The organism is Polynucleobacter sp. es-MAR-4 (assembly GCF_018882055.1).
GTDB lineage: Bacteria > Pseudomonadota > Gammaproteobacteria > Burkholderiales > Burkholderiaceae > Polynucleobacter.
Genome location: NZ_JACVPF010000001.1, coordinates 915,181 through 941,360, shown reverse-complemented (window position 1 = coordinate 941,360; position 26,180 = coordinate 915,181). Strand labels below are relative to the sequence as shown.

The 26,180-nt window shown below is 47.7% G+C and carries 19 protein-coding genes; 7 read left to right on the top strand and 12 right to left on the bottom strand.

Annotated features, from left to right (window positions below; translation table 11 throughout):
• Positions 1 to 7: 7 nt before the first annotated feature.
• Complete coding sequence (gene glcE, locus ICN16_RS04725) at positions 8 to 1,156, bottom strand: glycolate oxidase subunit GlcE (protein WP_216134853.1); 1,149 nt, start codon at positions 1,154 to 1,156, stop codon at positions 8 to 10.
• Positions 1,156 to 2,661 (bottom strand): FAD-linked oxidase C-terminal domain-containing protein, encoded by a 1,506-nt coding sequence (locus tag ICN16_RS04720; protein WP_370625613.1) that lies wholly within the window; start codon positions 2,659 to 2,661, stop codon positions 1,156 to 1,158. Before ICN16_RS04720 ends, glcE begins: the two co-directional genes overlap by 1 nt.
• A 27-nt stretch (positions 2,662 to 2,688) precedes the next feature.
• Here ICN16_RS04720 and ICN16_RS04715 point away from each other — a divergent pair, with 27 nt between their 5' ends.
• Positions 2,689 to 3,258 carry a cob(I)yrinic acid a,c-diamide adenosyltransferase gene (locus ICN16_RS04715; RefSeq protein WP_216134850.1) on the top strand — a complete coding sequence of 190 codons (570 nt, stop codon included), beginning with the start codon at positions 2,689 to 2,691 and terminating at the stop codon, positions 3,256 to 3,258.
• Between the two features lie 51 nt (positions 3,259 to 3,309).
• Here ICN16_RS04715 and ICN16_RS04710 read toward each other — a convergent pair whose 3' ends face one another.
• From ICN16_RS04710 to ICN16_RS04695, 4 genes are read right to left on the bottom strand one after another with little or no spacing between them, the layout of a single operon-like run.
• Positions 3,310 to 4,434: a 3-deoxy-7-phosphoheptulonate synthase gene (locus ICN16_RS04710; RefSeq protein WP_216134848.1), complete on the bottom strand. Its 1,125-nt coding sequence runs from the start codon at positions 4,432 to 4,434 to the stop codon at positions 3,310 to 3,312.
• 19 nt (positions 4,435 to 4,453) lie between these two features.
• Entirely contained in the window at positions 4,454 to 5,944 is a 1,491-nt protein-coding gene (gene tldD, locus ICN16_RS04705) for a metalloprotease TldD (RefSeq protein WP_255533603.1), read from the bottom strand.
• A gap of 24 nt (positions 5,945 to 5,968) precedes the next feature.
• Entirely contained in the window at positions 5,969 to 6,796 is an 828-nt protein-coding gene (locus ICN16_RS04700; RefSeq protein WP_216134846.1) for a carbon-nitrogen hydrolase family protein, read from the bottom strand.
• Between the two features lie 10 nt (positions 6,797 to 6,806).
• Complete coding sequence (locus tag ICN16_RS04695; RefSeq protein WP_216134844.1) at positions 6,807 to 10,976, bottom strand: YhdP family protein; 4,170 nt, start codon at positions 10,974 to 10,976, stop codon at positions 6,807 to 6,809.
• Between the two features lie 79 nt (positions 10,977 to 11,055).
• Between ICN16_RS04695 and glnE the strand changes: the two genes are divergently transcribed.
• Positions 11,056 to 13,872, top strand: coding sequence for a bifunctional [glutamate--ammonia ligase]-adenylyl-L-tyrosine phosphorylase/[glutamate--ammonia-ligase] adenylyltransferase (gene glnE / locus ICN16_RS04690; protein ID WP_216134842.1), 2,817 nt, complete (start codon positions 11,056 to 11,058; stop codon positions 13,870 to 13,872).
• A 5-nt stretch (positions 13,873 to 13,877) separates the two neighbouring features.
• Here the strand turns inward: glnE and recN are convergent, their stop codons facing one another.
• Together recN and ICN16_RS04680 are read right to left on the bottom strand one after the other, a co-directional pair.
• Positions 13,878 to 15,548 carry a DNA repair protein RecN gene (recN, locus tag ICN16_RS04685; RefSeq protein WP_216134830.1) on the bottom strand — a complete coding sequence of 557 codons (1,671 nt, stop codon included), beginning with the start codon at positions 15,546 to 15,548 and terminating at the stop codon, positions 13,878 to 13,880.
• Between the two features lie 26 nt (positions 15,549 to 15,574).
• The gene (locus tag ICN16_RS04680) at positions 15,575 to 16,480 is read right to left on the bottom strand and encodes an NAD kinase (protein WP_216134828.1); all 906 of its coding nucleotides are present in this window, start codon (positions 16,478 to 16,480) and stop codon (positions 15,575 to 15,577) included.
• 37 nt (positions 16,481 to 16,517) lie between these two features.
• Here ICN16_RS04680 and hrcA point away from each other — a divergent pair, with 37 nt between their 5' ends.
• The 5 genes from hrcA (at position 16,518) to dnaJ (ending at position 22,649) form a co-directional block, all read left to right on the top strand.
• Positions 16,518 to 17,540 carry a heat-inducible transcriptional repressor HrcA gene (gene hrcA, locus ICN16_RS04675; RefSeq protein WP_216134826.1) on the top strand — a complete coding sequence of 341 codons (1,023 nt, stop codon included), beginning with the start codon at positions 16,518 to 16,520 and terminating at the stop codon, positions 17,538 to 17,540.
• Positions 17,541 to 17,584: 44 nt separating this feature from the next.
• Positions 17,585 to 18,679: a ferrochelatase gene (gene hemH / locus ICN16_RS04670; protein WP_216134824.1), complete on the top strand. Its 1,095-nt coding sequence runs from the start codon at positions 17,585 to 17,587 to the stop codon at positions 18,677 to 18,679.
• A gap of 82 nt (positions 18,680 to 18,761) precedes the next feature.
• Positions 18,762 to 19,310 (top strand): nucleotide exchange factor GrpE, encoded by a 549-nt coding sequence (gene grpE / locus ICN16_RS04665; RefSeq protein ID WP_216134822.1) that lies wholly within the window; start codon positions 18,762 to 18,764, stop codon positions 19,308 to 19,310.
• Between the two features lie 173 nt (positions 19,311 to 19,483).
• Positions 19,484 to 21,418, top strand: a complete 1,935-nt coding sequence (gene dnaK / locus ICN16_RS04660) for a molecular chaperone DnaK (RefSeq protein WP_216134820.1) — start codon at positions 19,484 to 19,486, stop codon at positions 21,416 to 21,418.
• Positions 21,419 to 21,518: 100 nt separating this feature from the next.
• The gene (gene dnaJ / locus ICN16_RS04655; protein ID WP_216134817.1) at positions 21,519 to 22,649 is read left to right on the top strand and encodes a molecular chaperone DnaJ; all 1,131 of its coding nucleotides are present in this window, start codon (positions 21,519 to 21,521) and stop codon (positions 22,647 to 22,649) included.
• A gap of 14 nt (positions 22,650 to 22,663) precedes the next feature.
• Here dnaJ and panB read toward each other — a convergent pair whose 3' ends face one another.
• From panB to ICN16_RS04635, 4 genes are all read right to left on the bottom strand, one after another.
• Entirely contained in the window at positions 22,664 to 23,482 is an 819-nt protein-coding gene (gene panB, locus ICN16_RS04650; protein ID WP_216134814.1) for a 3-methyl-2-oxobutanoate hydroxymethyltransferase, read from the bottom strand.
• 17 nt (positions 23,483 to 23,499) lie between these two features.
• Positions 23,500 to 24,027 carry a 2-amino-4-hydroxy-6-hydroxymethyldihydropteridine diphosphokinase gene (folK, locus tag ICN16_RS04645; RefSeq protein ID WP_216134811.1) on the bottom strand — a complete coding sequence of 176 codons (528 nt, stop codon included), beginning with the start codon at positions 24,025 to 24,027 and terminating at the stop codon, positions 23,500 to 23,502.
• Positions 24,028 to 24,096: 69 nt separating this feature from the next.
• The gene (gene pcnB, locus ICN16_RS04640) at positions 24,097 to 25,497 is read right to left on the bottom strand and encodes a polynucleotide adenylyltransferase PcnB (protein WP_216134808.1); all 1,401 of its coding nucleotides are present in this window, start codon (positions 25,495 to 25,497) and stop codon (positions 24,097 to 24,099) included.
• Positions 25,494 to 26,174 (bottom strand): HAD family phosphatase, encoded by a 681-nt coding sequence (locus ICN16_RS04635; RefSeq protein ID WP_216134805.1) that lies wholly within the window; start codon positions 26,172 to 26,174, stop codon positions 25,494 to 25,496. The genes pcnB and ICN16_RS04635 overlap by 4 nt, the downstream gene beginning before the upstream one ends.
• Between the last annotated feature and the right edge of the window lie 6 nt (positions 26,175 to 26,180).

Below are 26,180 nucleotides of genomic sequence, written 5' to 3'. Positions count from 1 at the left end.
AAAGTACTTAAGGTAGGCGTGAAGTAGCAAATACGCCTGCTGGATCAAAGGCGGCTCTTAGGCGTGCTTGTACTGCCTCTAAAGCAGTTGAGTGCGCTTGCTCGCTTAGAAGGGTAAAACGTTGCTTGCTTGGATCAACATTGTTTCCTTGCTTGAAGCGAGTGGCATGTCCACCATTAGCATTGGCTAAAGCTTTGATGGATGCAAAAGTGGCATCATCGCCCGGCGCTTTAATCCAGCGCTGCTGACCATGCCATTCCAAGGCAATATCGCCCACGGCATTCTCAATTGCTAGTGGGCCACATGCGGCTGGTAGGGCTAAGCGATAGAGTGTGTCAGCACTATCTAGGTCTGTGAAAACAGCTAAGCGCTGTTCACGTAAGTCACTCCAAAACACCTGCGCAACTGCTGGGTCTATTTCAGTGGCATCGATTGCGGCATTCATTAGTGGAATCGCAGCTTTAACAGCGGCAGCTGCACCAGCCAAGCGAATCGTAAGTTCGCCATCACCACCTTTGGGATTTCCTATCCAGCAACTAGCTGAGAGTGGTAAGGGCTGTCCTGCCCATTTATTTAAGAGGCGCAAAGTTTTTTCTTGGCTGAGCTGGCAGCGCAAGGTGGCTGTCGCCGCTGGCTTTGGTAGTACTTTTACAGAAGCTTCTAGTAACAGTGACAAGGTTCCCATGGATCCAGGTAGCAAACGTGAAACGTCATACCCAGCAACGTTCTTCATGACCTTGCCGCCAAAAGACAGGTCCTGACCTTTGCCATCCAAGATGCGTGCACCCAGAACAAAATCACGTAAGTTGCCAACGCTAATGCGGCCAGGTCCCGCTAAGCCTGCGGCGATGGCGCCACCAAAAGTAGCGTTATCACCAAAATGGGGTGGCTCAAAAGCCAGCACTTGATTCTTCTCGGTCAGAGCCGCTTCAATTTCCTTTAATGGTGTGCCGGTACGGGCTGTAATTACCAGCTCCTCAGGTTGGTACTCCAAGATGCCAGAGTAAAGCCGAGTATCCAGCTTGGCATAGGAGTTGGCATTGCCATACCAAGACTTCGTGCCACCACCTTCAATGGATAAGGGTGTTTTGTTTTTAGCTGCTGCCAGAATCTGTTCGCGAAATAAATCAATGTGCATATTATTAGCCGTAGACATTAGAAGCGCTCCAACTCAGGATGCGGTAAGTTGCCACCACTAATGCGCATGCGACCATATTCAGCGCAACGATTTAATGTTGGGATAGCCTTGTCGGGATTTAATAATCGCTCAGGATCAAATGCTGCTTTAACGCCCCAGAAGGATTCGCGTTCACCTTCACCGAATTGAACGCACATGGAGTTAATCTTTTCAATACCAACACCATGTTCACCAGTAATCGTGCCATCTAACTCAACGCAGGCTTCCAAAATTTCAGTGCCGAACTCTTCGGCGCGATGCCACTCTTCTTGATCGGCACCATTAAACAAAATAAGTGGATGCATATTGCCATCGCCCGCATGAAATACGTTTAAGCAAGCAAGGCCATATTTCTTTTCCATACCCTGAATGCGTCTTAGGAGGGTGCCAATATTTCTGCGTGGGATTGTTCCGTCCATACAGTAGTAATCGGGTGCCAAGCGTCCTGCTGCAGGGAAGGCGTTCTTCCGACCGCTCCAGAACTTGAGGCGCTCAGCTTCATTCTGAGAAATCTGAATACCGCTGGCGCCAGCCTGTTCCAACACTTTAGTCATGCGCTCAATCTCTTCGGCAACCTCTTCCGGCGTACCGTCGGACTCACACAGGAGAATGGTCTCGGCTTCAAGGTCATATCCCGCATGAACGAATTCTTCGACTGCGCGAGTGGTGGCTTTATCCATCATTTCTAAGCCAGCAGGAATAATGCCGGCTGCAATGATGGCAGCAACTGCATCAGCACCTTTTTCAATGTCATCGAAACTGGCCATGATGACGCGCGCTAATTTTGGTTTGGCAATCAGCTTCACCGTAACCTCAGTGACAACCGCAAGCATGCCTTCGCTACCCATCACAATTGCTAGTAAATCGAGTCCTGGAGAATCTGGCGCGAGGCTGCCAAATTCCACAATCTCGCCGTTCATCAAAATGCCGCGAACTTTTAATACGTTATGTAGCGTGAGGCCATACTTAAGGCAGTGCACACCGCCAGAGTTCTCATTCACATTGCCGCCAATCGAGCAGGCAATCTGTGATGATGGATCTGGTGCGTAATAGAGTCCAAGATGGGCGACTGCTTCGGAGATGGCCAAATTACGTACCCCCGGTTGAACCACCGCAGTTCTGGTGAATGGGTCAATGCTGATGATCTTTTTGAGCTTGGCTAGTGAGAGCACTAAACCCTGGGAAATAGGCATTGCGCCGCCAGATAAGCCTGTGCCAGATCCGCGTGGAACGATGGGCACTTGCATCTCAAAGCAAACCTTCAGAATCTCGGCAACCTGCTCCTCAGTCTCTGGAAGGGCAACTGCCAGTGGCATGCGCCGATAGGCTGCTAAGCCGTCACATTCGTAGGGAATCGTGTCCTCAGCCTCCCACAGCAATGCATGCTCCGGGAGTATGGGGCGCAGGGCCGATACCAATTTGGACTGAAGGGCGGCAATTGCCGCAAGCTCGGGGGGTGGGGTCACCATATTCATAGGAATCATTTTAGCCATTTACCTATAATTAGTTTTATGGGAAATCGACTTTCAAAAATAGCCACCAGAACTGGTGATGCGGGCATGACCGGGCTTGGTGATGGAAGCCGAGTAGAAAAAGATCATTTGCGCATTTGCGCTATGGGCGATGTGGATGAATTGAACTCCGAAATCGGTGTTTTGATGACTGAATCGATCCCAGAGAGTCTTGCTGAGGAGTTAAAAACTTTATTTTTGCAAGTGCAGCATGATTTATTTGATTTGGGTGGTGAACTTTGTATTCCTAATTACACCTTGCTCAAACCAGAGCATGTCGCCCAACTTGATGTCTGGCTTGAAAAATACAATGCGACTTTGCCGCCTCTCACTGAATTTATTCTCCCGGGTGGAACGCGTGCTGCTGCTCAGGCCCACGTATGCAGAACAGTTTGCAGGCGTGCCGAGCGCTCGATCGTGCGTTTGGGTTGGGAAGAGCCTTTGTACGACGCTCCGCGTCAATACGTCAATCGCTTATCCGATCTCTTGTTTGTATTAGCACGCGTACTCAATCGTGCAGCCGGTGGTCAAGACGTTCTTTGGAAGCACGAAAAAAAAGAGACTAAATAAATTAGTCTCTTTTGTATTCAATAAAGCAACCTCGCTTTATTTCACAACTTCTTATTTCTTTGCTTTTCTGCGGTTCTTTACAGCCAAAGCTAAGCGTTGCAATACATTAACTGAGTCTTCCCAGTTAATGCAGGCATCAGTAATGCTTTTGCCATACTCCAGTTTGCTCGGATCATCTTTTCCAGGTGAGAACTTCTGAGCGCCATCATTCAAGTGGCTCTCGATCATCACACCAAAAATTTGATTTGAGCCAGATTCAATTTGCTCGGCAATATTTTCCGCCACCACAATTTGACGCTCATGTTTTTTGCTGGAGTTTGCATGTGATAAGTCAACCATCAAGCTGGCTGGAAGCTTTGCTGCTTCTAGCTCCGAGCAGGCTGCCTGTACATATTGAGCTTCATAGTTAGGCTCTTTGCCGCCACGCAAAATAACGTGACAGTCTTTGTTGCCTTTAGTTTCCACGATAGAAACTTGACCATTCTTATGTACTGATAAGAAATGGTGTGGGCGGCTGGCTGCTTGAATAGCATCGGTAGCAATTTTGATATTGCCATCAGTGCCGTTCTTAAATCCGATTGGTGCGGAGAGGCCTGAAGCGAGTTCGCGATGAACTTGACTTTCTGTTGTTCGTGCTCCAATAGCGCCCCAAGAAATGAGGTCGGCAATATATTGCGGAGAGATAACGTCCAAGAATTCGCTACCCGCAGGCATGCCGAGACGGTTGATTTCCATCAACACTTGACGAGCAATGCGTAGACCCTCTTCAATGCGATAGCTCTCGTCTAAGTATGGGTCGTTAATTAAACCCTTCCAACCCACAGTTGTGCGTGGTTTTTCAAAATAGACGCGCATCACAATTTCGAGTTCACCAGAAAAACGATCGCGCTCTGCGAGCAGTCGTTGGCAGTACTCTACTGCTGCACGGGGATCGTGAATCGAGCAAGGTCCGATGATGACGAGTAGGCGATCATCTTTTCCATGAATGATGTCGCGAATCTTTTTACGAGTTTTGCTGATCAGGGCTTCGGTTGGAGTTCCTGAGATCGGAAAGAAGCGAATCAAATGCTCTGGTGGTGGCAGAACAGTAATGTTATGAATGCGTTGATCATCCGTATCTGACGTTTTATCAACGGCAGCGTACCAGTTTGCGGGATTGGTGTTTTGTTGGCTCATACGGCTATTTTAAGCCGTATTAAGCGGTTCCCCCGACAGTCAGGCTGTCAATACGTAAAGTTGGCTGTCCAACACCCACTGGAACGCTCTGTCCTTCTTTGCCACAAACCCCAATGCCACCGTCTAATTTCAGGTCATTTCCGATCATGGAAACCTGTTTTAAGGACTCAGGACCGCTGCCAATGATGGTCGCGCCTTTGACGGGGTATTGAATTTTGCCGTTTTCCACCCAATAGGCTTCGGAAGCTGAAAAGACAAATTTACCGCTTGTAATGTCGACTTGACCACCCCCAAAGTTCACCGCATAAAGACCGCGCTTAATGCTGGCGACGATCTCTTGGGGATCATCCTTGCCGGCTAGCATGTAAGTATTCGTCATGCGGGGCATGGGTAGTGAGGCAAAGCTTTCGCGTCGACCATTTCCGGTAAGAGGCATATTCATTAGTCGGGCATTCAGGCTGTCCTGAATATATCCCTTCAAAATACCATCTTCAATCAGGGTGGTGCACTGGGTAGGCGTGCCCTCATCATCAATATTGAGCGAGCCCCGACGACCGGAAAGTGTTCCGTCATCGACCACGGTGACGCCTTTAGCGGCAACGCGCTGCCCGATACAACCTGCAAAAGCAGATGAGCCCTTGCGATTAAAGTCGCCTTCAAGGCCATGACCTACCGCTTCATGTAATAACACTCCTGGCCATCCAGGCCCCATAACTACTGTCATTGGGCCGGCAGGAGCAGGGCGAGAGTCTAAGTTAATCAGTGCGCCATCCACAGCCTCATCAACATATTGATTGATGAGTTCTGTATTGAAGTAATGGTAATCATGACGAGCACCACCACCCGAGGATCCAGATTCGCGACGGCCATTTTGTTCGGCGATCACATGCACTGATACTCGTACTAGAGGGCGCACGTCGGCCGCTAATAAGCCATCAGCTCGAACTACAAGCACCACATCAAACTCACCAGCCAAGCTAGCCATCACTTGAATGATGCGGGGATCACGGGCTTTTGCGCGACGCTCAATGCCTTCAAGTAAGGCAATCTTTTCTTGTGGTGACAGTGAATCTAAGGGATTTAAATCTGAGTAGAGTTCATTGGATACGGGTGTAAATATTTTGCTCGCAACAGCACGTGTACCGCCTTGAGGCCCAATCACACGGGTAGATTTAGCCGCCTTGTTGAGAGCTTCTAAATTAATTTCGTCAGAGTAAGCAAAGGCGGTTTTATCACCATAAATTGCGCGCACTCCAACACCTTGATCAATGCTAAAGCTACCGGATTTCACAATGCCTTCCTCCAGGCTCCAACTCTCACTACGGGTGTGCTGGAAGTAAAGATCGGCATCGTCTAGCTGGTGCGTAAACATATTGCCAAAGGTGTGATGTAAATCTTGCTCAGAAAGACCGGTTGGCTCAAGCAGAATAGATTTGGCCAGCTTAAGAAGGTCGGCCTGCTTTTTAGGCTTCGTCCAATCACTCGGAAATAATGCTTCTGGTGCTCTCATCTTAATTTTGCTGAACTTTCTGTATTAAAGCCTGCGGTGTTTTAGTGCGGGTAGCTTAGAGCGTACCTCTTTTAATTTATCTTTGCTGAGTGTGCCTTGAATAAAGCCTTCGCCTTCAGAAAGATTGCTCAATATCTCACCCCAAGGATCAATTAGCATGCTCTGACCCCAGGTGCGACGTTGATTTAGATGAAGTCCACCTTGGGCCGAAGCCAAGACATAGCATTGGTTTTCAATAGCGCGAGCGCGTAGCAGGATTTCCCAATGGTCCTTACCTGTGGTGTAAGTAAATGCAGCTGGAATAATGTGGCAATCCACTTGCCCGAGAGCGCGATATAACTCTGGAAAACGTAAGTCATAACAAATGCTTAAGCCAAAGGCCCAATCGATACCATTGGTGTTGATGGTGAACTGACCCGGTTGACTGCCAGCCGCAATAGTTTCAGATTCTTCGTAACGTTCCGTTTCGGTTTGAAAGCCAAATAAATGCATTTTGTCGTAGCGAGCGATTTGCTGACCCAATGGATCAAACACCAGAGAGGTATTGAGCACCTTATTGGACTCTTTTGCTTCTAAAGGAATACTGCCAGCAACCAGATAAATACAATTTTCTTCTGCCATTGCAGCTATCCGTTCTTGAATCGGGCCGGATCCAGGTGCCTCTCGTACATTTACCTTGTCGGTATCTTTCAATCCCATTAAACAAAAATATTCCGGCAGAACTGCAATTTGAGCGCCACAATTCGCAGCAGCTTTAATCAAGCGTGCAGCAGTCTCAAGATTTTCATTGAGGTTAGGGGTCGATACCATCTGTATCGATGCCATATTAAATTCAGAATTATTGCTGGGCATATCTATTTATTTAGCCTGGACTTTGGGTGGCATTGTTTTGGTTTGTAGGTGGGTTTGCAGGAGCAGAATTGGGTGAGTCTGGTTTAGTTTGTTCTTTTAATAGATTTTTAGTGCGAATCGTCTCTAAGGTTTTTGCATCAAGTGGTTGACCCTTCTGATCGAGGGGTATCACTTCAGGATTTTCCCAAGACCCCTGAATTAAATAATCACTTTGCATGCTGCGGTTTATTTGATTGGTAATAAGGTATTGGCCTACGACGGCCCCTAGGCCGATGATGGGATTAATCATAAATGCAGCCAGCGAGCCAGCTGTGGCATCAATTGTTGGGAAAATAGTAATGCGTAAATCTTGAGTTTCTTTGGGCACATTAATTTGCCCTGTCATCGCCACACGGGCTTGATCGAGAATCATAGTGAACTGTTTTGTTTGCGCGATGCCTTGAGTAATTTCAAAATTACTAGTAATGGAATTAAATGGGGTGCCTTTAGTGGCTAGATTTCCTAGACTGCCTTTTAAGTCCAGAGTTGCAAATCTAAACAAACTTTGCAGACTCAAAACATCAAGTAATTTTGCTCCATCACTGTTGACTTCAAGCAAACGACCTTTGGCAAGATCAAGGCTGACGTCACCGGTAAGAGAGCCGAAGTCAGGAGCAAAGAGCGGCCCAGACCATGAGAGAGAGGCGTTTAGTTTTCCCTCTCCCCCCTCTACAGATTTGGCATTACTCCAGTGCGCAATAATCTGGCCTGCATCTTTGATATTCATATCTACTGAGACGGCGCTTTGCTCGGCAGCATTTGGAGTGCGCGCATTCCATTGCCCTTTAATTGTCGAGTTACCTTGAGGATTGTTAATCTGAATAGACTCGACCTTCATCAGGTCCTGACTAGTTCTGGATTTAATCTTCGCTGCACCGAGTTTTGCCCTTGTCCAGCTTAAATCATCAATCGCCAAATCTAGACTGGGAATAGCATTTGGACTGACTGGGACTTTTAGAGAGGATATTTTTTGAGGACCATCATCTTTGGCAGGAGCGTCTGGCGATGGACGTTGGTCTGGCACCTTTAGGCGCGAAAGTCTTCCAGCAATCAGCCCGCTCGGGTGATCGCTGCTGGTAGGGTGCCATTGAACTTGACCAGCAATTTGGGGTGCATTTAAACGTAGTTGCCAGATCATGTTCTTTTTCTGGGACTGCAAGCTTACTTCGGTCCAATCTCGATCTAGGGCAATTAATTTATTAACTTGAGCGGAGATCTGTATATCTTCTTCTGGGGTATCTGACCGTTTGATGTCGCTAGACTTGGTTTGGGGTTTTCCTGCCCCCAAAAACTCTACCCATTGATCAAGATTGAGTTCGTTGCTTGTTAGGTGAAGTGAAGTGCCTTTTTGAGGTAATGGTATTGGCGATCCCACCCCTAATGCATTTTTTACTTCATTGGCGGAATTCAGGTTGCCTTGAATGAAATATTGATCCCCCAATTTTCCAGACCAATCAGCACGCATTAGATTATTTTTGCTTACTGGGTAAGTTTTTACATTGAACTCACCAAACATCGGAGCTCCTGCTGATTTCTTTGCGGGAGCAGGGGCGGAGCTGGCCCAATTTCGTAAATCAAACTTTAGACTGGTTTGACTTCCTGCTTTATTAAAGTTGATCAAGCCTTCATATTTAGCTGATCCACTCATTGCACTCAGCAACGCTGGATGGGCGCGAGATTTTAGATTTCCTGAAACATAATCTTTAATGAAGCTGGCATTGATGTCCCCCCCAATGTTGAAACTAGTATTTCCAGTTGCAGAGGGTGCGCTCGTGATCTTAAAGGCTCCCCCCAAAAAGTTTGCCGTAACATCTTCAAACTCGGGATTGACTTCAGTAATGCGCACTTTGCCCTTGAGGTTTTCAAGCGGAGGAACTTCTCCCCATTGCACCTGATTTCCCGGAAGGGTAATTTTTGCATCAAAGTTCACATCATCACTTCCAGATAGTGGAATCTTTAGATCAAGACCCAGGCTAACTGGACCCTTTAAGGTGAGATTCTTAGCTAGATTGGCTTGTTGTAAGCCTACTGGTGATGTGAATACATATTCGAGGATTTCGGAGCCATCACCATCAACTGAGCCTCCAATAAGTAGAGTCAGGTTTTTAGCGCTGAGGTTGGGTATTTGTGATTTGACATTCGTAAGCGCGACTTTTTTATAGTTTGCTTTATCAACATTCACATTCAGAATCGCTTGCTTCATTTGAATATTGCCGCTGACATTACTGAATGCCTGCCAAACCCCTTGGCTTTTGGGGAGTAAGGGGGCTGGCTTAAAGGTGGCCTTTGAGAAAGGCAAATTGAGGGCAAGTTCGCCAGTTGTTCCTGTGGGGAAAGGTACTTGATCAGGGTCCCCTTTAATGCGGAGGGAGCCGTTTTGAATTTCACCAGACTCAAAAGCTTTGCTTAGGTATAGGCGGCTATCCTTATCCATCCCAACCGGAAGATAGCGATGCGCTGTTGCTAATTTAGCCTTAACGAATTCCATGTCCAGCGTCATTTGATCAGGTTGGTTGGGGGCGCCAATCAAATAGCTCAGATCAAAGTTGGTCGTGATTTCGGGGTTACTGAGCTGCATTTTCTTGGCATTAATTTGCCAACCACCTTTTTGTTTGGACCAGCTAATCTCACCTCTTGCGCGATCTAATTGAATCTCGGGATCAGACAAGAAATCATTCATCTCCAATTCAAGATTGCTGGAATTTAGTGTGAAGTTACCTTGCTTCTGATTGCTGACTAAGTTGCCGGACAAATGCGAGGCCGAGGGCATTGATTTGTTGACCCCGGTAAAGCTAATGTCATTGAGCTTTGCACTGATTGTGAAATCGAGCTTATTAGAAGAAAACCAATTTCCCGGTATTGGTAGAGCTGATAGAGCAGATTGGCTTTCGGACCAATTCATATCTAAATTCTGTAGTTCACCATCCGCCTCAGAAATCTTAATCCACTGATGAATTTTTTTCGGCAAAGGAAGATTGAGTGCAAAGAGTGCAATATCTTCTACCTGTATTTTTGGCGAGGAGAAGCCAAACTCTTTAATCTCACCACCATCTTTTGGTGGACGCCAGCGGAAAGTAATTGGGCTTAATTTATCCAGGGGTGCATTGCTGGGGCTGTCGATACTACGCCAAGACAAGGTTTTTGTTGTAATGGAATTGAGGCCGCCATCCGTCTCTTGAACAAGATCGGTTTCCAGTCTGCCAAATTCAACGGGCTCCTCACCTTTATTTAACTGTAGCCGGAGATTGTCGGCTACCAAAGACATTTGTCCACCATTTGCCTTGCCACCGTCGAGCTTTAGGCTACCCTTAGAGTTGATATTGCCATCGAGATCATGGAGTGGCAGGCTGAGATCTTTGGCAATTTGATTGAGCTTGAGTTCAGCAAAGTCCCATGAAAATTTTCCTACCCAATCGCGCCAATCGCCTGCTTGCCCACCAAGATGATGTACAAAGTCGGCTTGGAGCTTAATTGGATTTGGACTCCAGGGAGTTTGAGCGACTAATTGAGCCTCATGACTGCGCATACCATTGCTGATGTGAAGGCTTTGAACCTCAATCGAGGTCTTTAAATTTCGACCCTGTTGGTCTTCCCAAAAAATTTGGGCATTGTTAATTTGAATATCGTTTCGAGCAAGCAGCCAGTTCTCAGTTGCAAAATTATCCCCGCTGCTGTGAATCGGAATTCCAGCAATAGAGACAATGCCTTTTGCATCTCTTTGTGCGTACAGTTGAATCTGATCAAATGTGATCTCGTGAAAGTAGGGTGCTAAATGGTAAAAAGATATCCAGCTGAGCTGCCCTTTGATGCTTTTAACAACTAAGGCTTGGGTAGGGGTGCTTTCATTATTAAAGCGTAAGCCTTCAATTGCGAAGCTGGGGCGAATTCCGGTCCAGGAAACTTGCACTGCATCCATCGTGACATTGGTGCCCAAGCGAGCGCTCATTAAGCGCTCTAAAGCGGGCTTAGATTTCTCAATCTGAGGCCATAAAACAAAGCGCACTCCAAGGTGGCCAAGTACAAAAAAAGCTGCAGTAAAACCGGCAAGAATCAGGGCGCGTTTGCGCCAACGACCGCCAGAACCTGGAGGACGTTTTTGAAGCACGCTCTGCAGGCGAGTCCGGATAATGTTTCGAAGCATAGGCTCTATTATCCGTCAGCTATTGGGCTATCGCCAAGCTTCTGCGAGTTTGAGTTTGGAGTCGGATTAAGATGGAGAAATGAGCAATTTTCCTGACCAAATTGAATTTCTAAAGCAGCACTCTAGCTACGCTCAGCGTTGGCTCCATTCTCGCCCTGAATGGGTGGATTGGCTCCGGTCCCAAGGCGCTTCTAAAGTCGATGTCGCAGGAATTCGGGGTTTATTAAGACCTTGTCAGGAAGCTCTGGGGGCTCCAGAGCAAGACGAGGCTCAGTTTATGGCCGATCTAAGGTTAGCAAGACAACGTCTCATGCTTTGGGTTGCCTATCGAGATCTGAATGGGATGGCTGATCTCGGTGAAGTGACCCACGCATTGAGTCATTTTGCTGAGGAGGTTGTAGCCCTTTCAATTGCCTACATTCGCGGAGATCTGCAGCGTCGTTTCGGCTTACCTTGGAGCTCAGTGACGGATTCAGAGATGCCCTTGATGGTCGTGGGTATGGGCAAGTTGGGTGGTCTAGAGCTCAACCTTTCTTCTGATATTGACCTAATCTTTTTATATGAGCACGAAGGCGATACTCAAGGCGGACCTAAGAGCTTGTCCCATCACGAATGGTTTACACGAATGGGTAAGCGCCTGATTAAGTTATTGGCTGAGCATGATGCAAACGGTTTTGTATTTCGGGTGGATATGCGCCTGAGACCTAATGGAGATTCTGGGCCGCTGGTTTGCAGTCTTGACATGCTTGAGGAGTATTTATTGGTACAGGGTAGGGAGTGGGAGCGCTACGCTTGGATTAAGGGTAGGTTAATTTCACCTTTGCCTGACTCACCTGCATTTGCCTATTGCGAGCGTGAGCTCGATCAATTGATTCGCCCCTTTGTCTATCGCCGCCATTTAGATTATGGCGTGATTGCATCTATCCGTGAGTTACATGCGCAGATACAGCATGAAGCTGAGAAACGCTCATCCAATCATCACGGCCGATCAAGGGATATTAAATTAGGCCGCGGTGGTATCCGAGAGATTGAATTCTTGGCGCAAATGTTTCAGTTGATGCGAGGCGGAACGGATCCTCGCTTCCGTATTCGCCCTACATTAGAAGTCTTGGAGTTGCTAAAGCAACAAGGAATCTTGCCTGTCGATGAAGTAGATGACTTAAAGATGGCTTATATTTATTTGCGTCGCTTAGAGCATCGCATTCAAGTATGGGAAGACCAGCAGACACACTATTTGCCTGAGGATGAAGATGCTCGTACTCGCTTAGCTGCCAGTATGGTTGGCCCCAATCAAATTCAAGAACGAGATGCTTCCTTATCTGAACTTGATGCCCACCAAGCGGCAGTAGCCCAGCATTTTGAAAAAGCGTTTGTGCTCGATGATGCTGTGCGTCTCGATAGCGCCTCCTTACCTGCGGGATGGGAGCCTGATAAGAAATTGTTCCCAGAGTCTGCAGCGCGTTGGCTGGCTTGGGCCGATAGCTCCAAGCAAAGACAGTTGCCCGAGAAAAGCAGGATCATTTTCAATAATCTCATTCGTAAGGCTGCAGATAGTTTGCAAGCAGATCAGCCTATTGGGATTAGTGCAGACCAGACCTTGCTGCGCTTCTTTGATTTGTTGGAAGCAGTTGCACGACGCAGCGCCTATTTGTCCATCCTTGCGGAGTATCCACAGGCGCTATCGAATGTATTGGCTTTGCTAAAAGCTTCCCAATGGGGTGCAGAGTATCTAACTAGACACCCCCATCTCCTGGACTACTTGCTGAACTCGCGTACTGAAAAGGCCTTGATTGAGAATCCTGAGCAATATTGGCGGGAAGTAAAGTCGACTTTAGATATGCGTCTTGATGACGTGATGGCTGATGGTGATGGTTCAGAGCAGGCGATGGATATTTTGCGCATCACTCACCACACCGAAACCTTTATTACTTTGCTAGCAGATTTGGGAATTGGTGTTGATCGTGAGCTTTCAGTTGAGAAAGTAAGCGATCATTTATCTGCGCTAGCGGATTTAATAGTGCAGACCACCTTTGAGAGGGTGTGGCCTAGCGTTGTCAAAAAATTTAATTTACCGATCGATGCAAGAGCGCCATTTGCGGTGATTTCCTACGGCAAGTTAGGTGGTAAAGAGTTGGGATATGCATCCGATTTGGATCTCGTTTTTCTATATCAAGCCGAAGAAGCTGATTTTGCAGCTCAAGAGATTTACGCCTTACTCGCCAAGCGCATGATTAATTGGTTAACTGCCTATACATCGGCTGGCAGTCTGTTTGAGATTGATACCCGCCTTCGTCCAAATGGCTCTGCAGGATTTTTAGTAACGAATGCCGATGCGTTTAAGAAATATCAATTGCGTCAAGGTGATAACGCTGCATGGGTTTGGGAGCATCAAGCTCTCACGCGCGCAAGATTTTCCGCGGGCAGTAAGGTGGTTGGCGAATACTTTGACGATGTGCGTTCTGAGGTTTTAAGTCAAAGACGCGATGTTGATCAGTTACGTCATGAGATTTTGGAAATGCGTCGCAAGGTTCATGCTGGACATCCAAATCCTAGTTCTGATTTTGATTTAAAGCATGACGCCGGCGGTATGGTGGATATTGAATTTATTGTTCAATTTTTAGTCTTGGCATTTGCAAATGCTCACCCCAAACTCATTGGCAACTTAGGCAATATTGCCTTACTTCGGATTGCTGGTGAGGCGGGCTTAATCCAAGCCTCAATGGCTCAAGAGGTGGGGGATGCTTATCGTCTATTGCGAGCGCGTCAACATCGCTTGCGTTTGGATGGCGCAGAAAAGACCCGAGTAGATTTAGGGCTTGAGCCTCGACTAGTTGAAGCAAGGGAGGTAGTGCTGGCCTTATGGCAGGAAATCTTTCTTGCCCCTTCGGATGCTTAAGAAAGTCAGTTTTGCTCTAGTAGCTCACGAGCATGTCGACGCGTAGTGTCGGTGATGGTTGCTCCGCCTAGCATGCGAGCAACTTCTTCTACGCGCTCAGACCTTCCTAATGGTGTAACTTGGGAAAGAGTTTTATCACCCGCCTGAGATTTGCTAACTTTGAGGTGGTGGTTACCTTGTGCAGCTACTTGTGGCAAATGGGTGACGCAAAGAATTTGATGTGACTCACCAAGTTGACGCAATAGCTTTCCAACCGTTTCCGCAACAGCTCCGCCGATACCGGCATCAACTTCATCAAATATCAGTGTTGGTGTAAATGATGCTTTGCTGGTGATCACGCTAATGGCTAAGCTGATGCGAGCTAATTCGCCGCCGGAGGCTACTTTCGCCAATGGGCGTGGGGTGCTGCCAGCATGGCCAGCAACTAGAAAGTCAATTTGCTCAAGACCGTGAGCGCCACCTTCTGCCAAAGGAAGTAAGGCGATTTCTAGCTGTCCGCCTGCCATCGATAAGTCTTGCATTGCAGCGGTAACTTGTTCGCCTAAATCAAGCGCAGCTTTGTTGCGTTTTTGTGTGAGTTGCTTTGCTTGCTTGAGATAGGCTAACTCCTCTTGCTTCACCCTCTCGCGCAAAGCTTCTATATTTTGAGATGCAGTCAATGCATCTAAGCGTTCAGTAGTGTCGAGCAATAGCTTTGGCAAATCATCTGCTTCGGTACGATATTTCCTGGCTGCGCCATGGAGGGCCTGCATACGCTCTTCCACTTCACTGAGGCGTGCAGGATCTAAGTCGAGTTTTTGTAGGTAGCGATTGAGGCTATGTGCTGCTTCATCAATCTGAATTTGTGCTGACTCTAGTGCCTGACTGATATCGCTAAGCGCGGAGTCATGCTCTGCCAATGCGCTCATATTGGCACTAGCTTTAGAGAGGGTTGACTCTACAGAGTTGTCAGCATCACTTAGAACATCAATCGCCTCTTGGCAACCACTCATAATTTTTGCGCCGTTGGCTAGGCGAGCATGCTCACTTTGAATAGCCGTCCATTCGCCTTCTTGCGGAGAGAGCTCGGTGAGTTCCTCTAGCTGCCATTCCAAACGCTCGCGCTCACGTTCAATATCTTGCCCAGCATTTTCTGCTTGCTCTAGTCTGCGACGAGATTCATTCAGAATTTTAAATAATTTAGAGACTTCAGTCACAAGATCCATGTGATTTGCATGTCGATCCAGTAGTTCACGTTGCGCACCACCTTTCAGTAGTAGCTGATGTGCATGTTGCCCATGGATATCCACTAGCTGATCACCCGCTTCACGGAGTTGCACTAAGGTAGCTACACTGCCATTAATGAAGGCGCGACTGCGACCATTGGCCTCCACAGTTCTTTTTAGGAATAGACTTTGACCTTCATCTTCGATGGGAAAGCCTTGCTCATCCAGCCATTGATTGAAGTGATTGATTTGTTCTGAAGTAATTCGAAAGAGGGCGCTAACTTCAGCTCTGTTACAGCCCTCGCGTATCTGGCTGCTATCAGCACGCTCACCCAATACCAGGCTGAGTGCATCTAAGAGGATTGATTTACCCGCGCCGGTTTCACCAGTCAGGACTGTAAAACCCGAGGAAAAGTCTAACTCTAGCTGGTCAACAATGACAAAGTCGCGAAGCGATAGTGTTTGAAGCATGCCTTAGCGTACCGAAAAATTCGACATCAGAATGTCGAGGGGTACTCATTCCAATGTAACTTCTCTCGCAATGTTTTGTAGTCGCTATGGCTGCGAGGGTGAAGTAGGGTAATCGTTTTTTTAGATTGACTGACTTCGATGGTGTCGCCTGTTTGCAAGTCAGTTTGGGATTGCATATCAAAGTTGACAATTACTTCTCTGCCGTCTACCACCTCGATGCTCACCACAATGTCTTGTGGCAATACGATGGGGCGATTTGATAAAGAGTGAGGCGCAATTGGGGCTAATAGAATTCCGGCTACCCGCGGGTGCAGAATGGGTCCACCAGCAGAGAGGGCATAAGCAGTTGAGCCAGTAGGGGTCGAGACAATCAACCCATCAGAGCGTTGGTTGTACATGAATGAACCATTGACACGCACCGCTAGCTCGACCATTCCAGAAATTCCGGAGCGATTAACAACAACATCATTCAAGGCGAGAGCCTGATTAATCTCTTTGCCATTACGTAATACAACCGCATCAAGCAAGGTTCTAGTATCTGCCTCGTATTCACCGGCAATAATTTGCGGCAAGATGGTTTGAACGTTTTGAATGGGAATATCGGTCATGTAGCCCAAGCGACCCATATTGATACCAACCAGAGGCACGTTACTGCCAGCCAGTTGACGTCCAATACCGAGCATCGTGCCATCACCACCCAAAACTACCGCCAAATCAATGGTGCCAGCAAACTCCTCCACTTTTTTGGTGGGGTAAGCGGTCAATCCAAGGTGGCTTGCTGTAGCGTTCTCGACATAGACTTCACAACCTTGCTGGCCAAGGAGTGCTGCTAGGTCCATAAGGCGTTCTTGCATGCCGTCAGCCTGATATTTGCCGACGAGCGCAACCCGGCTAAATGCCTTTTTGCTGGAATTTGGGGATGGGCTTAACATATAACGATTAAACCATACGCATAAAATCCCTTCCACTATGGATGATCGTTCCCGCGCCTTACTGAAAACCCTCATCGAGCGCTATATCGAAGAGGGGCAGCCTATTGGCTCACGCACCCTATCTCGATTCTCGGGGTTGGATCTTTCTGCGGCTACGATTCGCAATGTCATGGCGGATTTGGAGGAAATGGGCCTGGTTACCAGCCCCCATACCTCTGCTGGTCGTATCCCCACCCCCAGAGGCTACCGTCTCTTTGTGGATACGATGGTGACTGTTCGCCCTTTAGAGGAAATCGCCACTCGTGAGATGGAAAAAGGGCTCTTGCCAGATTCCCCGCAAAGGGTCATGAACTCCGCAGCCCAAATTCTGTCTAATTTGACCCATTTTGCTGGGGTAGTCATGACGCCTAAACGGGCTCAAGTCTTTAAACATATCGAATTCTTGCGGCTTGGCGAAGGCAAGATTTTGCTCATCATGGTGACCCCAGAGGGTGATGTTCAAAACCGCATACTTCCTACTACACAGGATTACACCCCAAGCCAGTTGGTAGAGGCAGGTAATTACATTAATGCCCAGTTCGCCGGCAAGAGTTTTGCTGAAGTACGCGCGCATTTAGCCTCTGATCTGGATAACTTGCGCAGCGATATCTCTGGCTTGATGGCCTTGGCGCTTCATAGCGGTGTAAGCGATTACGGCATGGGCCAGGGGGATATGCTGCTATCGGGCGAGCGACGCTTACTCAATGTTGGCGACCTCAGCACTAATTTAGACAAGCTGCGTAAGATGTTCGATATGCTGGAGCAAAAGTCAGTGCTCATGCAGTTACTAGATGTATCTAGTCATGCTGATGGTATTCAAATCTTTATTGGCGGCGAAAGTGATTTGCTGCCGTACGAAGATTTAGCGGTCATCAGTGCACCCTACAGCGTGGATGGACAGATTGTTGGAACGCTTGGCGTCATTGGCCCTACTCGCATGGCATACGATCGGGTGATTCCGATTGTTGACATTACTTCTAAGTTGTTATCAGGCGCATTGAGCTCCTCAATCAACTCTTAATAGCAATTTATTTTTTTAGCTCTCTTACATAAGACGGATCTTCCTTGAATCAAAATCCCCACTTACGCCCTTCCAAGACAGCAGTGCTATTGCTGAACTTAGGAACACCTTCTGCGCCAACTGCTAAAGCAGTGAGAGCTTATCTCAAAGAATTTCTATCCGATCCTCGCGTTGTAGAAATCCCCCGCATTATTTGGTGGTGCATTTTGAACGGTATTATTTTGCCGATCCGTAGTGGGGCCTCTGCAAAGAAATACGCTTCTATTTGGTTGCCAAAATTAGGCTCCCCATTGATGCATTACTCGCGCCTTCAAGCAAAAGAGTTGAGTGAGAAATTTGCTAACCACGGTGAGGTAGTGTTGGTGGATTTGGCTATGCGCTATGGCGAGCCTTCTACTCAGCAAGCACTTGAGGCCCTTCAGGCGCAGGGTATGGAGCGCCTCTTATTGTTGCCACTGTATCCTCAGTACTCAGCCACAACTACTGCTTCCAGTTTTGATGAGGTATTTCGTGTTCTCGGAACTTGGCGCAACCAACCTGAGCTGCGCTTGATAAAGCACTATCACGACAACCCTGCCTACATTAGCGCGCTGCGCGACCAAGTATTAACCGCATGGGATAAAGATGGTCGCCCAGATTTCGCTGCTGGCGATCGTCTCGTGATGTCTTTTCATGGCTTGCCTAAGCGCAATTTAATGAAGGGCGATCCCTATCATTGTGAGTGTTTAAAAACAGGCCGTTTACTAGGTGAATCTTTGGGTCTAGAGTCTGGACAATATTTGGTCACTTTCCAATCTCGCTTTGGTAAAGCAGAGTGGCTGAAGCCTTACACGGCCCCAATGATTGAAGAATTGGGCAAACAAGGTTGCAAGCGAGTAGATATTTTTTGCCCAGGCTTTCCAGCAGATTGCTTGGAGACCCTAGAAGAGATTGCCATGGAAGCGCGCGAGATTTTCTTAGAGCATGGTGGCAAAGACTACCGTTACATACCTTGCCTTAATAGCAATCCAAAATGGATTGATGCGATGTACGACATTGCTCATCAGCATTTATCTGGTTGGAGCCTGGGTGTCGAGTCTGATGCGGTGCTACAGGAACGTAATCGCTTAGCTGAGTTGGCTAAAGCAAAAATTGCTTAAACTCAGTCGCACTTGAAATTGCTTTAATCGACCCCATATTGTTGAGAAGTAGCCATTCTGATAGAAAAGTGAATTTGTACCCATGACCCAAGAAAATCAAAATCCATCCCCTGAGCAGGAAAATATTGCCACTGATCCTCAGGCCGATGCTGTTCCTGCAGAAGCTGAAGCAAAAACGCCGGAGCAAGAGATTGCCGAGTTAAATCAAAAGCTAACGGAAATGCAAGACAACTACCTCCGCGCAAAAGCTGAGGGTGAGAATATTCGTCGCCGTGCTGCCGAGGATGTTTCTAAGGCGCATAAGTTTGCGATTGAGAGTTTTGCTGAGCATCTCGTGCCGGTAACGGATAGCTTATACGCAGCCTTGAATGCAGAGGCAGTAGATGCCAAAGCTTTTAAAGAGGGTCTGGAAATCACCTTAAAACAGTTGCTTTCAGCCTTTGAAAAAGGCCGGATGACCGAGATTAATCCAGCAGTTGGCGATAAGTTCGATCCGCACCATCACCAAGCCATCGCTTCGGTGCCTTCAGATCAAGAGGCTAATACTGTAGTTTCAGTACTTCAGAGGGGGTATTCCATTGCTGATCGCATTCTGCGCCCAGCTTTAGTGACCGTTAGCGCGCCTAAATAAGTCTTTAAAACCCCTAAATTGGGGGTTTATGGTGAAAAAGGGCATGAAAAAGGCAGATTTCTGCCTTTTTTGCATTTTTAGCCCTTGAATTCCCTCTTTTTGACCCCATTTATTGGATATCGATTTATTCACAGTTTTACGAAATTACACATAACTTAATTTTTGGAGCCATTATGGGAAAGATTATCGGAATTGACTTAGGAACCACAAACTCGTGCGTTTCAGTTGTTGAAAACAATGCACCTAAAGTTGTCGAGAACGCCGAAGGCGGTCGCACAACTCCTTCCATCATTGCTTACGTTGAGGATGGCGAAGTATTGGTTGGCGCACCTGCAAAACGCCAATCAGTTACCAATCCTAAAAACACCATCTACGCGGTGAAGCGTTTGATGGGTCGTAAGTTTACTGATGCCGAAGTACAAAAAGATATCGGTTTGATGCCTTACAAAATTGTTCAAGCTGACAATGGCGATGCTTGGGTTGAAGCGCGTGATAAAAAAATGGCGCCACAACAAGTGTCAGCAGAAATTCTGCGTAAGATGAAAAAGACTGCCGAAGACTATCTCGGCGAAGAAGTGACTGAGGCAGTGATTACTGTGCCAGCTTACTTTAACGATAGCCAACGTCAAGCAACTAAAGATGCTGGCCGTATTGCTGGTTTGGATGTGAAGCGCATCATCAATGAGCCAACTGCAGCGGCATTGGCGTTTGGCTTGGACAAGCAAGACAAGGTGGATCGTAAGATCGCTGTGTATGACTTGGGTGGCGGCACATTTGACGTATCCATTATTGAAATTGCTAACGTTGATGGTGAGAAGCAGTTCGAAGTGCTCTCTACTAACGGTGATACCTTCTTGGGTGGCGAAGACTTTGACCAACGCATCATTGATTGGATCATTGCTGAGTTCAAGAAAGAGCAAGGCGTAGATTTGAGTAAAGACGTATTGGCATTGCAACGTTTAAAAGACGCTGCTGAAAAAGCCAAGATCGAACTGTCATCTGCACAACAAACTGAAATCAACTTGCCTTACGTGACTGCTGATGCAGGCGGTCCTAAGCATTTGAACTTGAAGCTCACTCGCGCTAAGTTGGAGTCTTTGGTAGAAGAGTTGATCAACCGTACGGCTGGTCCTTGCTTGACTGCAATTAAAGACGCTGGTGTAAATGTGGCTGACATCGATGACGTGATTTTGGTTGGTGGTCAAACCCGCATGCCTGCAGTTCAGGACAAGGTAAAAGAGATTTTCGGTAAAGAGCCGCGTAAAGATGTGAACCCGGACGAAGCTGTTGCTGTTGGTGCCGCGATCCAGGGCTCAGTATTATCTGGCGATCGTAAGGACGTATTGCTCTTGGACGTAACCCCATTGTCATTGGGTATCGAAACCTTGGGCGGTGTAATGACCAAGATGATTCCGAAGAACACCACTATCCCTACTAAGCATTCACAGGTTTACTCCACAGCGGAAGATAACCAACCTGCGGTAACAATTAAGTGCTTCCAGGGTGAGCGTGAGATGGCTGCTGCCAACAAATTGCTTGGTGAGTTTAATTTAGAAGGTATTGCTCCAGCGCAACGCGGTATGCCACAAATTGAAGTGACTTTTGATATTGATGCCAACGGTATTTTGCATGTAACTGCAAAAGACAAAACCACTGGCAAAGAGAACAAGATCACCATCAAAGCAAACTCTGGTTTGACTGAAGAAGAAATTCAACGCATGGTGAAAGATGCTGAAGCGAATGCTGATGAAGATAAAAAAGCATTGGAACTAGTAACAGCTCGCAATACCGCTGATGCTTTGGCGCACTCAACCAAGAAAGCCTTGGAAGAGCACGGCTCAACTTTGGAGGCTTCTGAGAAAGAAGCAATCGAAGCTGCCTTGAAGGATTTGGATGAGGCAATCAAGGGTAGCGATAAAGCTGCTATTGAAGCTAAGACCGAAGCCTTGGGTAAAGCAAGTCAGAAGTTGGGCGAAAAAGCGATGGCTGCTGAACAAGCTAAAGCTGGTGGTGCTGCTCCTGGCACAGCTCCTGGTGGTGCGCAAGCTGCCGCCCCGGATGCTGACGTAGTGGATGCGGATTTCAAAGAAGTGGATGACAAGAAGTAATCCCCGGAGATTGAAAGCCATTTAACGTAGTCTAGAAGTACTTAAATAACAAGTCGGCCTCGTGCCGACTTGTGTCATTCAGGTTGTTGAGAGGAATTTTGTGCCTAAAAGTAAACGCGATCATTACGAAGTGCTTGGTGTTGCGAAAGGTGCCAGCGATGAGGAGCTAAAAAAGGCTTATCGGAAAATGGCAATGAAGCATCACCCCGATCGCAATCCCGATAGCAAAACAGCAGAAGCGCAATTCAAAGAAGTTAAAGAAGCTTACGAAACTCTTACGGATCCTAACAAGCGTGCTGCGTACGATCAGTACGGTCATGCGGGCGTGGATCAATCGAGTGGGTTTGGTGGAGGCGGCTTTGGCGGCGGCGGTTTTGCAGATGCCTTCGGCGATATCTTCGGCGATATCTTTGGTCAGGGTGGCGGACGCCAGTCAGGCCCACAAGTGTATAAAGGCGCTGATTTACGTTACAACATGGAGATCACTCTCGAGCAAGCTGCTGAGGGTTACACCACGCAAATTCGGGTGCCAAGCTGGAGTGATTGCAAGCCATGTCATGGCACGGGCGCTGAGCCTGGTAGCAAAGCTGAGAGATGTACTACTTGCGATGGTCATGGTCAGGTTCGTGTCCAGCAAGGCTTCTTCTCAATGCAACAAACTTGCCCTAAGTGCCGCGGCACTGGTGAATACATTCCTAAGCCATGCAAGACTTGCCATGGTAGCGGCAAACATAAAGAGCAAAAAACACTCGAAATCAAAATCCCTGCGGGTATTGATGATGGCATGCGCGTGCGCTCTGTTGGTAACGGCGAGCCAGGTGTGAATGGCGGTCCATCTGGCGATCTTTATGTAGAGGTTAGAGTAAAACCCCATAAGGTATTTGAGCGTGATGGCAGTGACCTGCATGTACAGATGCCAATCTCTTTTGCGACCGCAACGATTGGTGGCGATATTGAAGTGCCAACCCTTTCGGGGCGCGTTGAGTTTCCGATTCCTGAGGGCACGCAAACTGGTAAAACATTCCGTTTGCGCAACAAAGGCATTAAAGGTTTGCGCTCCACTATGGTTGGCGATCTCTTCGTTCACGTTGCTGTTGAGACCCCAGTGAAGCTGACTGATGAGCAGAAGAAATTGCTGCAAAAGTTTGATGACAGCTTGAAGTCAGGCGGAGACAAACACAACCCTCATCAAAAGGGTTGGTTTGATGGTGTGAAGAGTTTCTTTAGTTAGCCAGTAGCTAAAAATTATCCAGCAAAGCCATGTTCGGGTCCGGGGAACTTTCCGGATTTCACTTCTCGAACATAGGCTTTGACTGCCGCCTCAATGGAGGCGTGACCATCCAAAAAGTTTTTGACAAACTTCGGAGGTTTTCCAGGGCTAATGCCCAGCATATCCTGTAATACCAATACTTGACCGGAGCAATCTGCACCGGCACCAATTCCTATTGTGGGGATATGGAGTTCAGCGGTGATGCGTTCGCCTAAAGAAGAGGGGATCGCCTCTAGAACCACCATTTGCGCACCAGCTTCCTGACAAGCGAGCGCTTGTTCGAGCATGATGGTGGCGGCATCTTTTGATTTACCTTGCACTTTGTAGCCGCCGAGGATGTGCACTGATTGTGGCAACAAGCCTAAGTGCGCACAGACCGGAACACTGCGTTCTACTAGGTGACGAATCACGTCAACCTGCCAATCACCGCCACCTTCAAGTTTGACCATATCAGCGCCAGCGCGCATGAGTTCTGCAGCTGAATCTAAGGCTTGAACTGGGTCGCCATAGCTGGCAAAGGGAAGATCGGCGATGATGAAAGCATGGGAGTTTGCACGAGCTACGCATTCAGTGTGGTACGCAACTTGCCCTACAGTTACGGGCGTGGTGCTCGAGTGACCTTGGATGACGTTGCCCAAGGAGTCCCCAACCAGAATCGTCTCTACTCCGCAGCGATTTAACAGTGCTGACATTGTGGAATCGTATGCCGTAAGCATGGCGATTTTCTCGCCCTCGGCACGCATGGCGAGGAGTTTAGAAATCGTAATTGGCTTTTCGCCTTGTAAGTAACTCATGGCGTGAGTTTAATGAATTAATGAGCCGATTGGCTATAAACCTCTTTTTCACCACAATTACAGTTGCGACAAGGGAGTTTCTCGATGCGCTGATCAGCAACCTGAGGAAGGTAGGCCTTTAATTCACCCCAGTTAGGTAGAAAGAAATCCGGGGCAATTTCCAGTAAAGGGAGGAGGACAAAAGAGCGCTCAATAATTCTGGGGTGAGGCAGGGTTAGCTCAGTATCTGTTTGGGACACGCCCTCAAATGCCAGAATATCCAGGTCAATAGTACGGGGAGCATTAGCGTAAGGACGCTCACGGCCAAATTCTTGTTCAACTGCTTGGCAGACATGCAGTAGGCCATAAGGGCTCAATTGCGTTTCAATTTCTATTACTGCGTTGATATAGTCGCCACCGGTGGCTTGGAAGGGTGCGCTTTGGTAGAAGCAGCTTTTGGTAATAATTTGGAGTTCACAACGCTGCGCAAGGCACACAATCGCGTCAGTAATGAGCTGACGCGTGTCACCGATATTGCCACCAAATCCAATAAAAGCTCGAGCCATGCTCATTCCAAACAAGAGAAAACTACACGAAACTATCGGGCTACTTTACCGAATTTTTCTCAAGTCTGCTTAGTCTGCTGCGCCCTCTCCTGGAGTCGCTGCTTTGGGTTTTCTGCGGCGGCGTCGTTTTGCCGGGGAGGGGCTATTGCCAGTCTCATTTTTGACGCTGGCCATCAAAGCTTCCTGACCGGCTGGGTCGGCAGTGATGAAGTCGGTCCACCATTGACCCAGGGCTGGGTTTTTCTCACCTGTGGCGCAGCGCAGCAACATAAAGTCATAACCCGCTCTAAAACGTGGAGATTCAATCAGGCGATAAGGGTAGCGCCCAACTCGCTTTTCAAAGCGGGGCTGCATAGACCAGATTTCTCGCATATCGCTTTCGAAGCGACGTTGAATTACCATGCCGCTACTTTGGCTGGCGATGGTCTCATCCATCGCATCATGCAGTGCTGGAATGTTAGAAATCCCCTTAGCAATATTCTTTTTCCAATTGCTTAGTAGGTCAGGCCAGAGTAATGTCGCAAATAAAAATCCAGCAGAAACACTTTTGCCAGATTGAATACGTTGATCGGTATTGGCTAGTGCAATGCGAACAAAATCATTTGCCTCTTTAGAGTCCGCATTCTTGTCGAGGATGTGATCTAGTAAAGGGAGAAGCCCATGGTGTAGTCCTGCATCTTTCAGGCCCTGAATCGCAGCCCATGAATAACCAGACATGAGCAGCTTAAGGATTTCATCGAAGAGACGAGCTGATGGAACATCATGAATTAGTTTGCCCAATTTGGCGATAGGCGCACTTGTTGCTGCATCTAAGGTAAAGCCAGTCTTGGCGGCAAAACGAATCGCACGCAGCATGCGAATTGGATCTTCGCGATAGCGCTTGGCAGGATCGCCAATCATGCGCAATGTTTTCTTCTGCATATCCGCCATGCCGCCGTGATAGTCGAGTACAGTCTCGGTGGCGGGGTCGTAGTACATTGCGTTAATGCTGAAATCTCTGCGAGCAGCATCTTCATGTTGGCTGCCCCAGACGTTATCGCGCAAGATGCGGCCATTTTCAGCGACATGCTCGCCAGCGTTTTCCAGCAAGGCTCTAAAGGTGGAGACCTCGATGATTTCAGGCTGTCCTTTGCCAAAGAAAGTCACATGCACAATCTGAAAGCGACGGCCAATGAGGCGTGCCTTGCGGAATAATTTTTGTACCTGCTCGGGCGTGGCATTGGTTGCCACATCGAAATCCTTTGGGCCAATACCCAAGGCTAAATCTCGTACTGCGCCACCAACAATAAAGGCATCGTAGCCAGCCTGCTGTAATGTCTGAGTCACCTTCACAGCATTTTTAGATAATAAATGCGGGTCAATCCGATGTGATTTTTTTGGGATTCGTTTGGGAGCGCCAGAAGTATGGGCTGCAGTATGTCGGACCATTGGGTCGCGACGCAAAATACGTTTAATAAATTTGGTAATCATGCAAACAGTTCAAGTATGGGCCAGTGACGTTTTGAAGCTTCATCACGAAGGCGAGCATCTGGATTGGTAGCAATTGGGTTGCTAACTTTTTCCAGGAGAGGTAAATCGTTCATAGAGTCTGAATAAAAATAACTATGTGGCAACTGATTCAATGCGAGATTTTGAGTGGCAAGCCAATCATGTACTCGTTGAATCTTGCCTTCCCGAAAACTCGGAATACCCTTCACCTCGCCAGTGAAATCAGCGAGAGGGTTATCGTCTATGGTGGCGGGCTCAGTGGCAACAAGATGTTCGATGCCAAAGCTTTCTACGATGGGGCGAGTAACAAAGCTATTGGTTGCGGTCACAACGCAGCAAAGATCGCCAGCATCTTGGTGGCGTTTCACGAGATCAATGGCCTCTTGACGCAGCTGGCCAGTAATGACTTCTTGCATGAACGCGTCATGCCATTCTTTGAGTTGTGCACGAGAGTGCTCCGAGAGGGGCTTCAAAGCAAAGCGTAAGAACTCTTGAATATTGAGCTTGCCATCTTTGTAATCTTGATAGAAGCGTTCATTTTGTTGCGCATAGTATTTGCTATCCACTACGCCAATGCGTGCCAAAAACTGACCCCATTCGTAATCGCTGTCGCAGGGGAGAAGGGTGTGATCTAAGTCGAACAGTGCTAATTGAGTCATTAATGT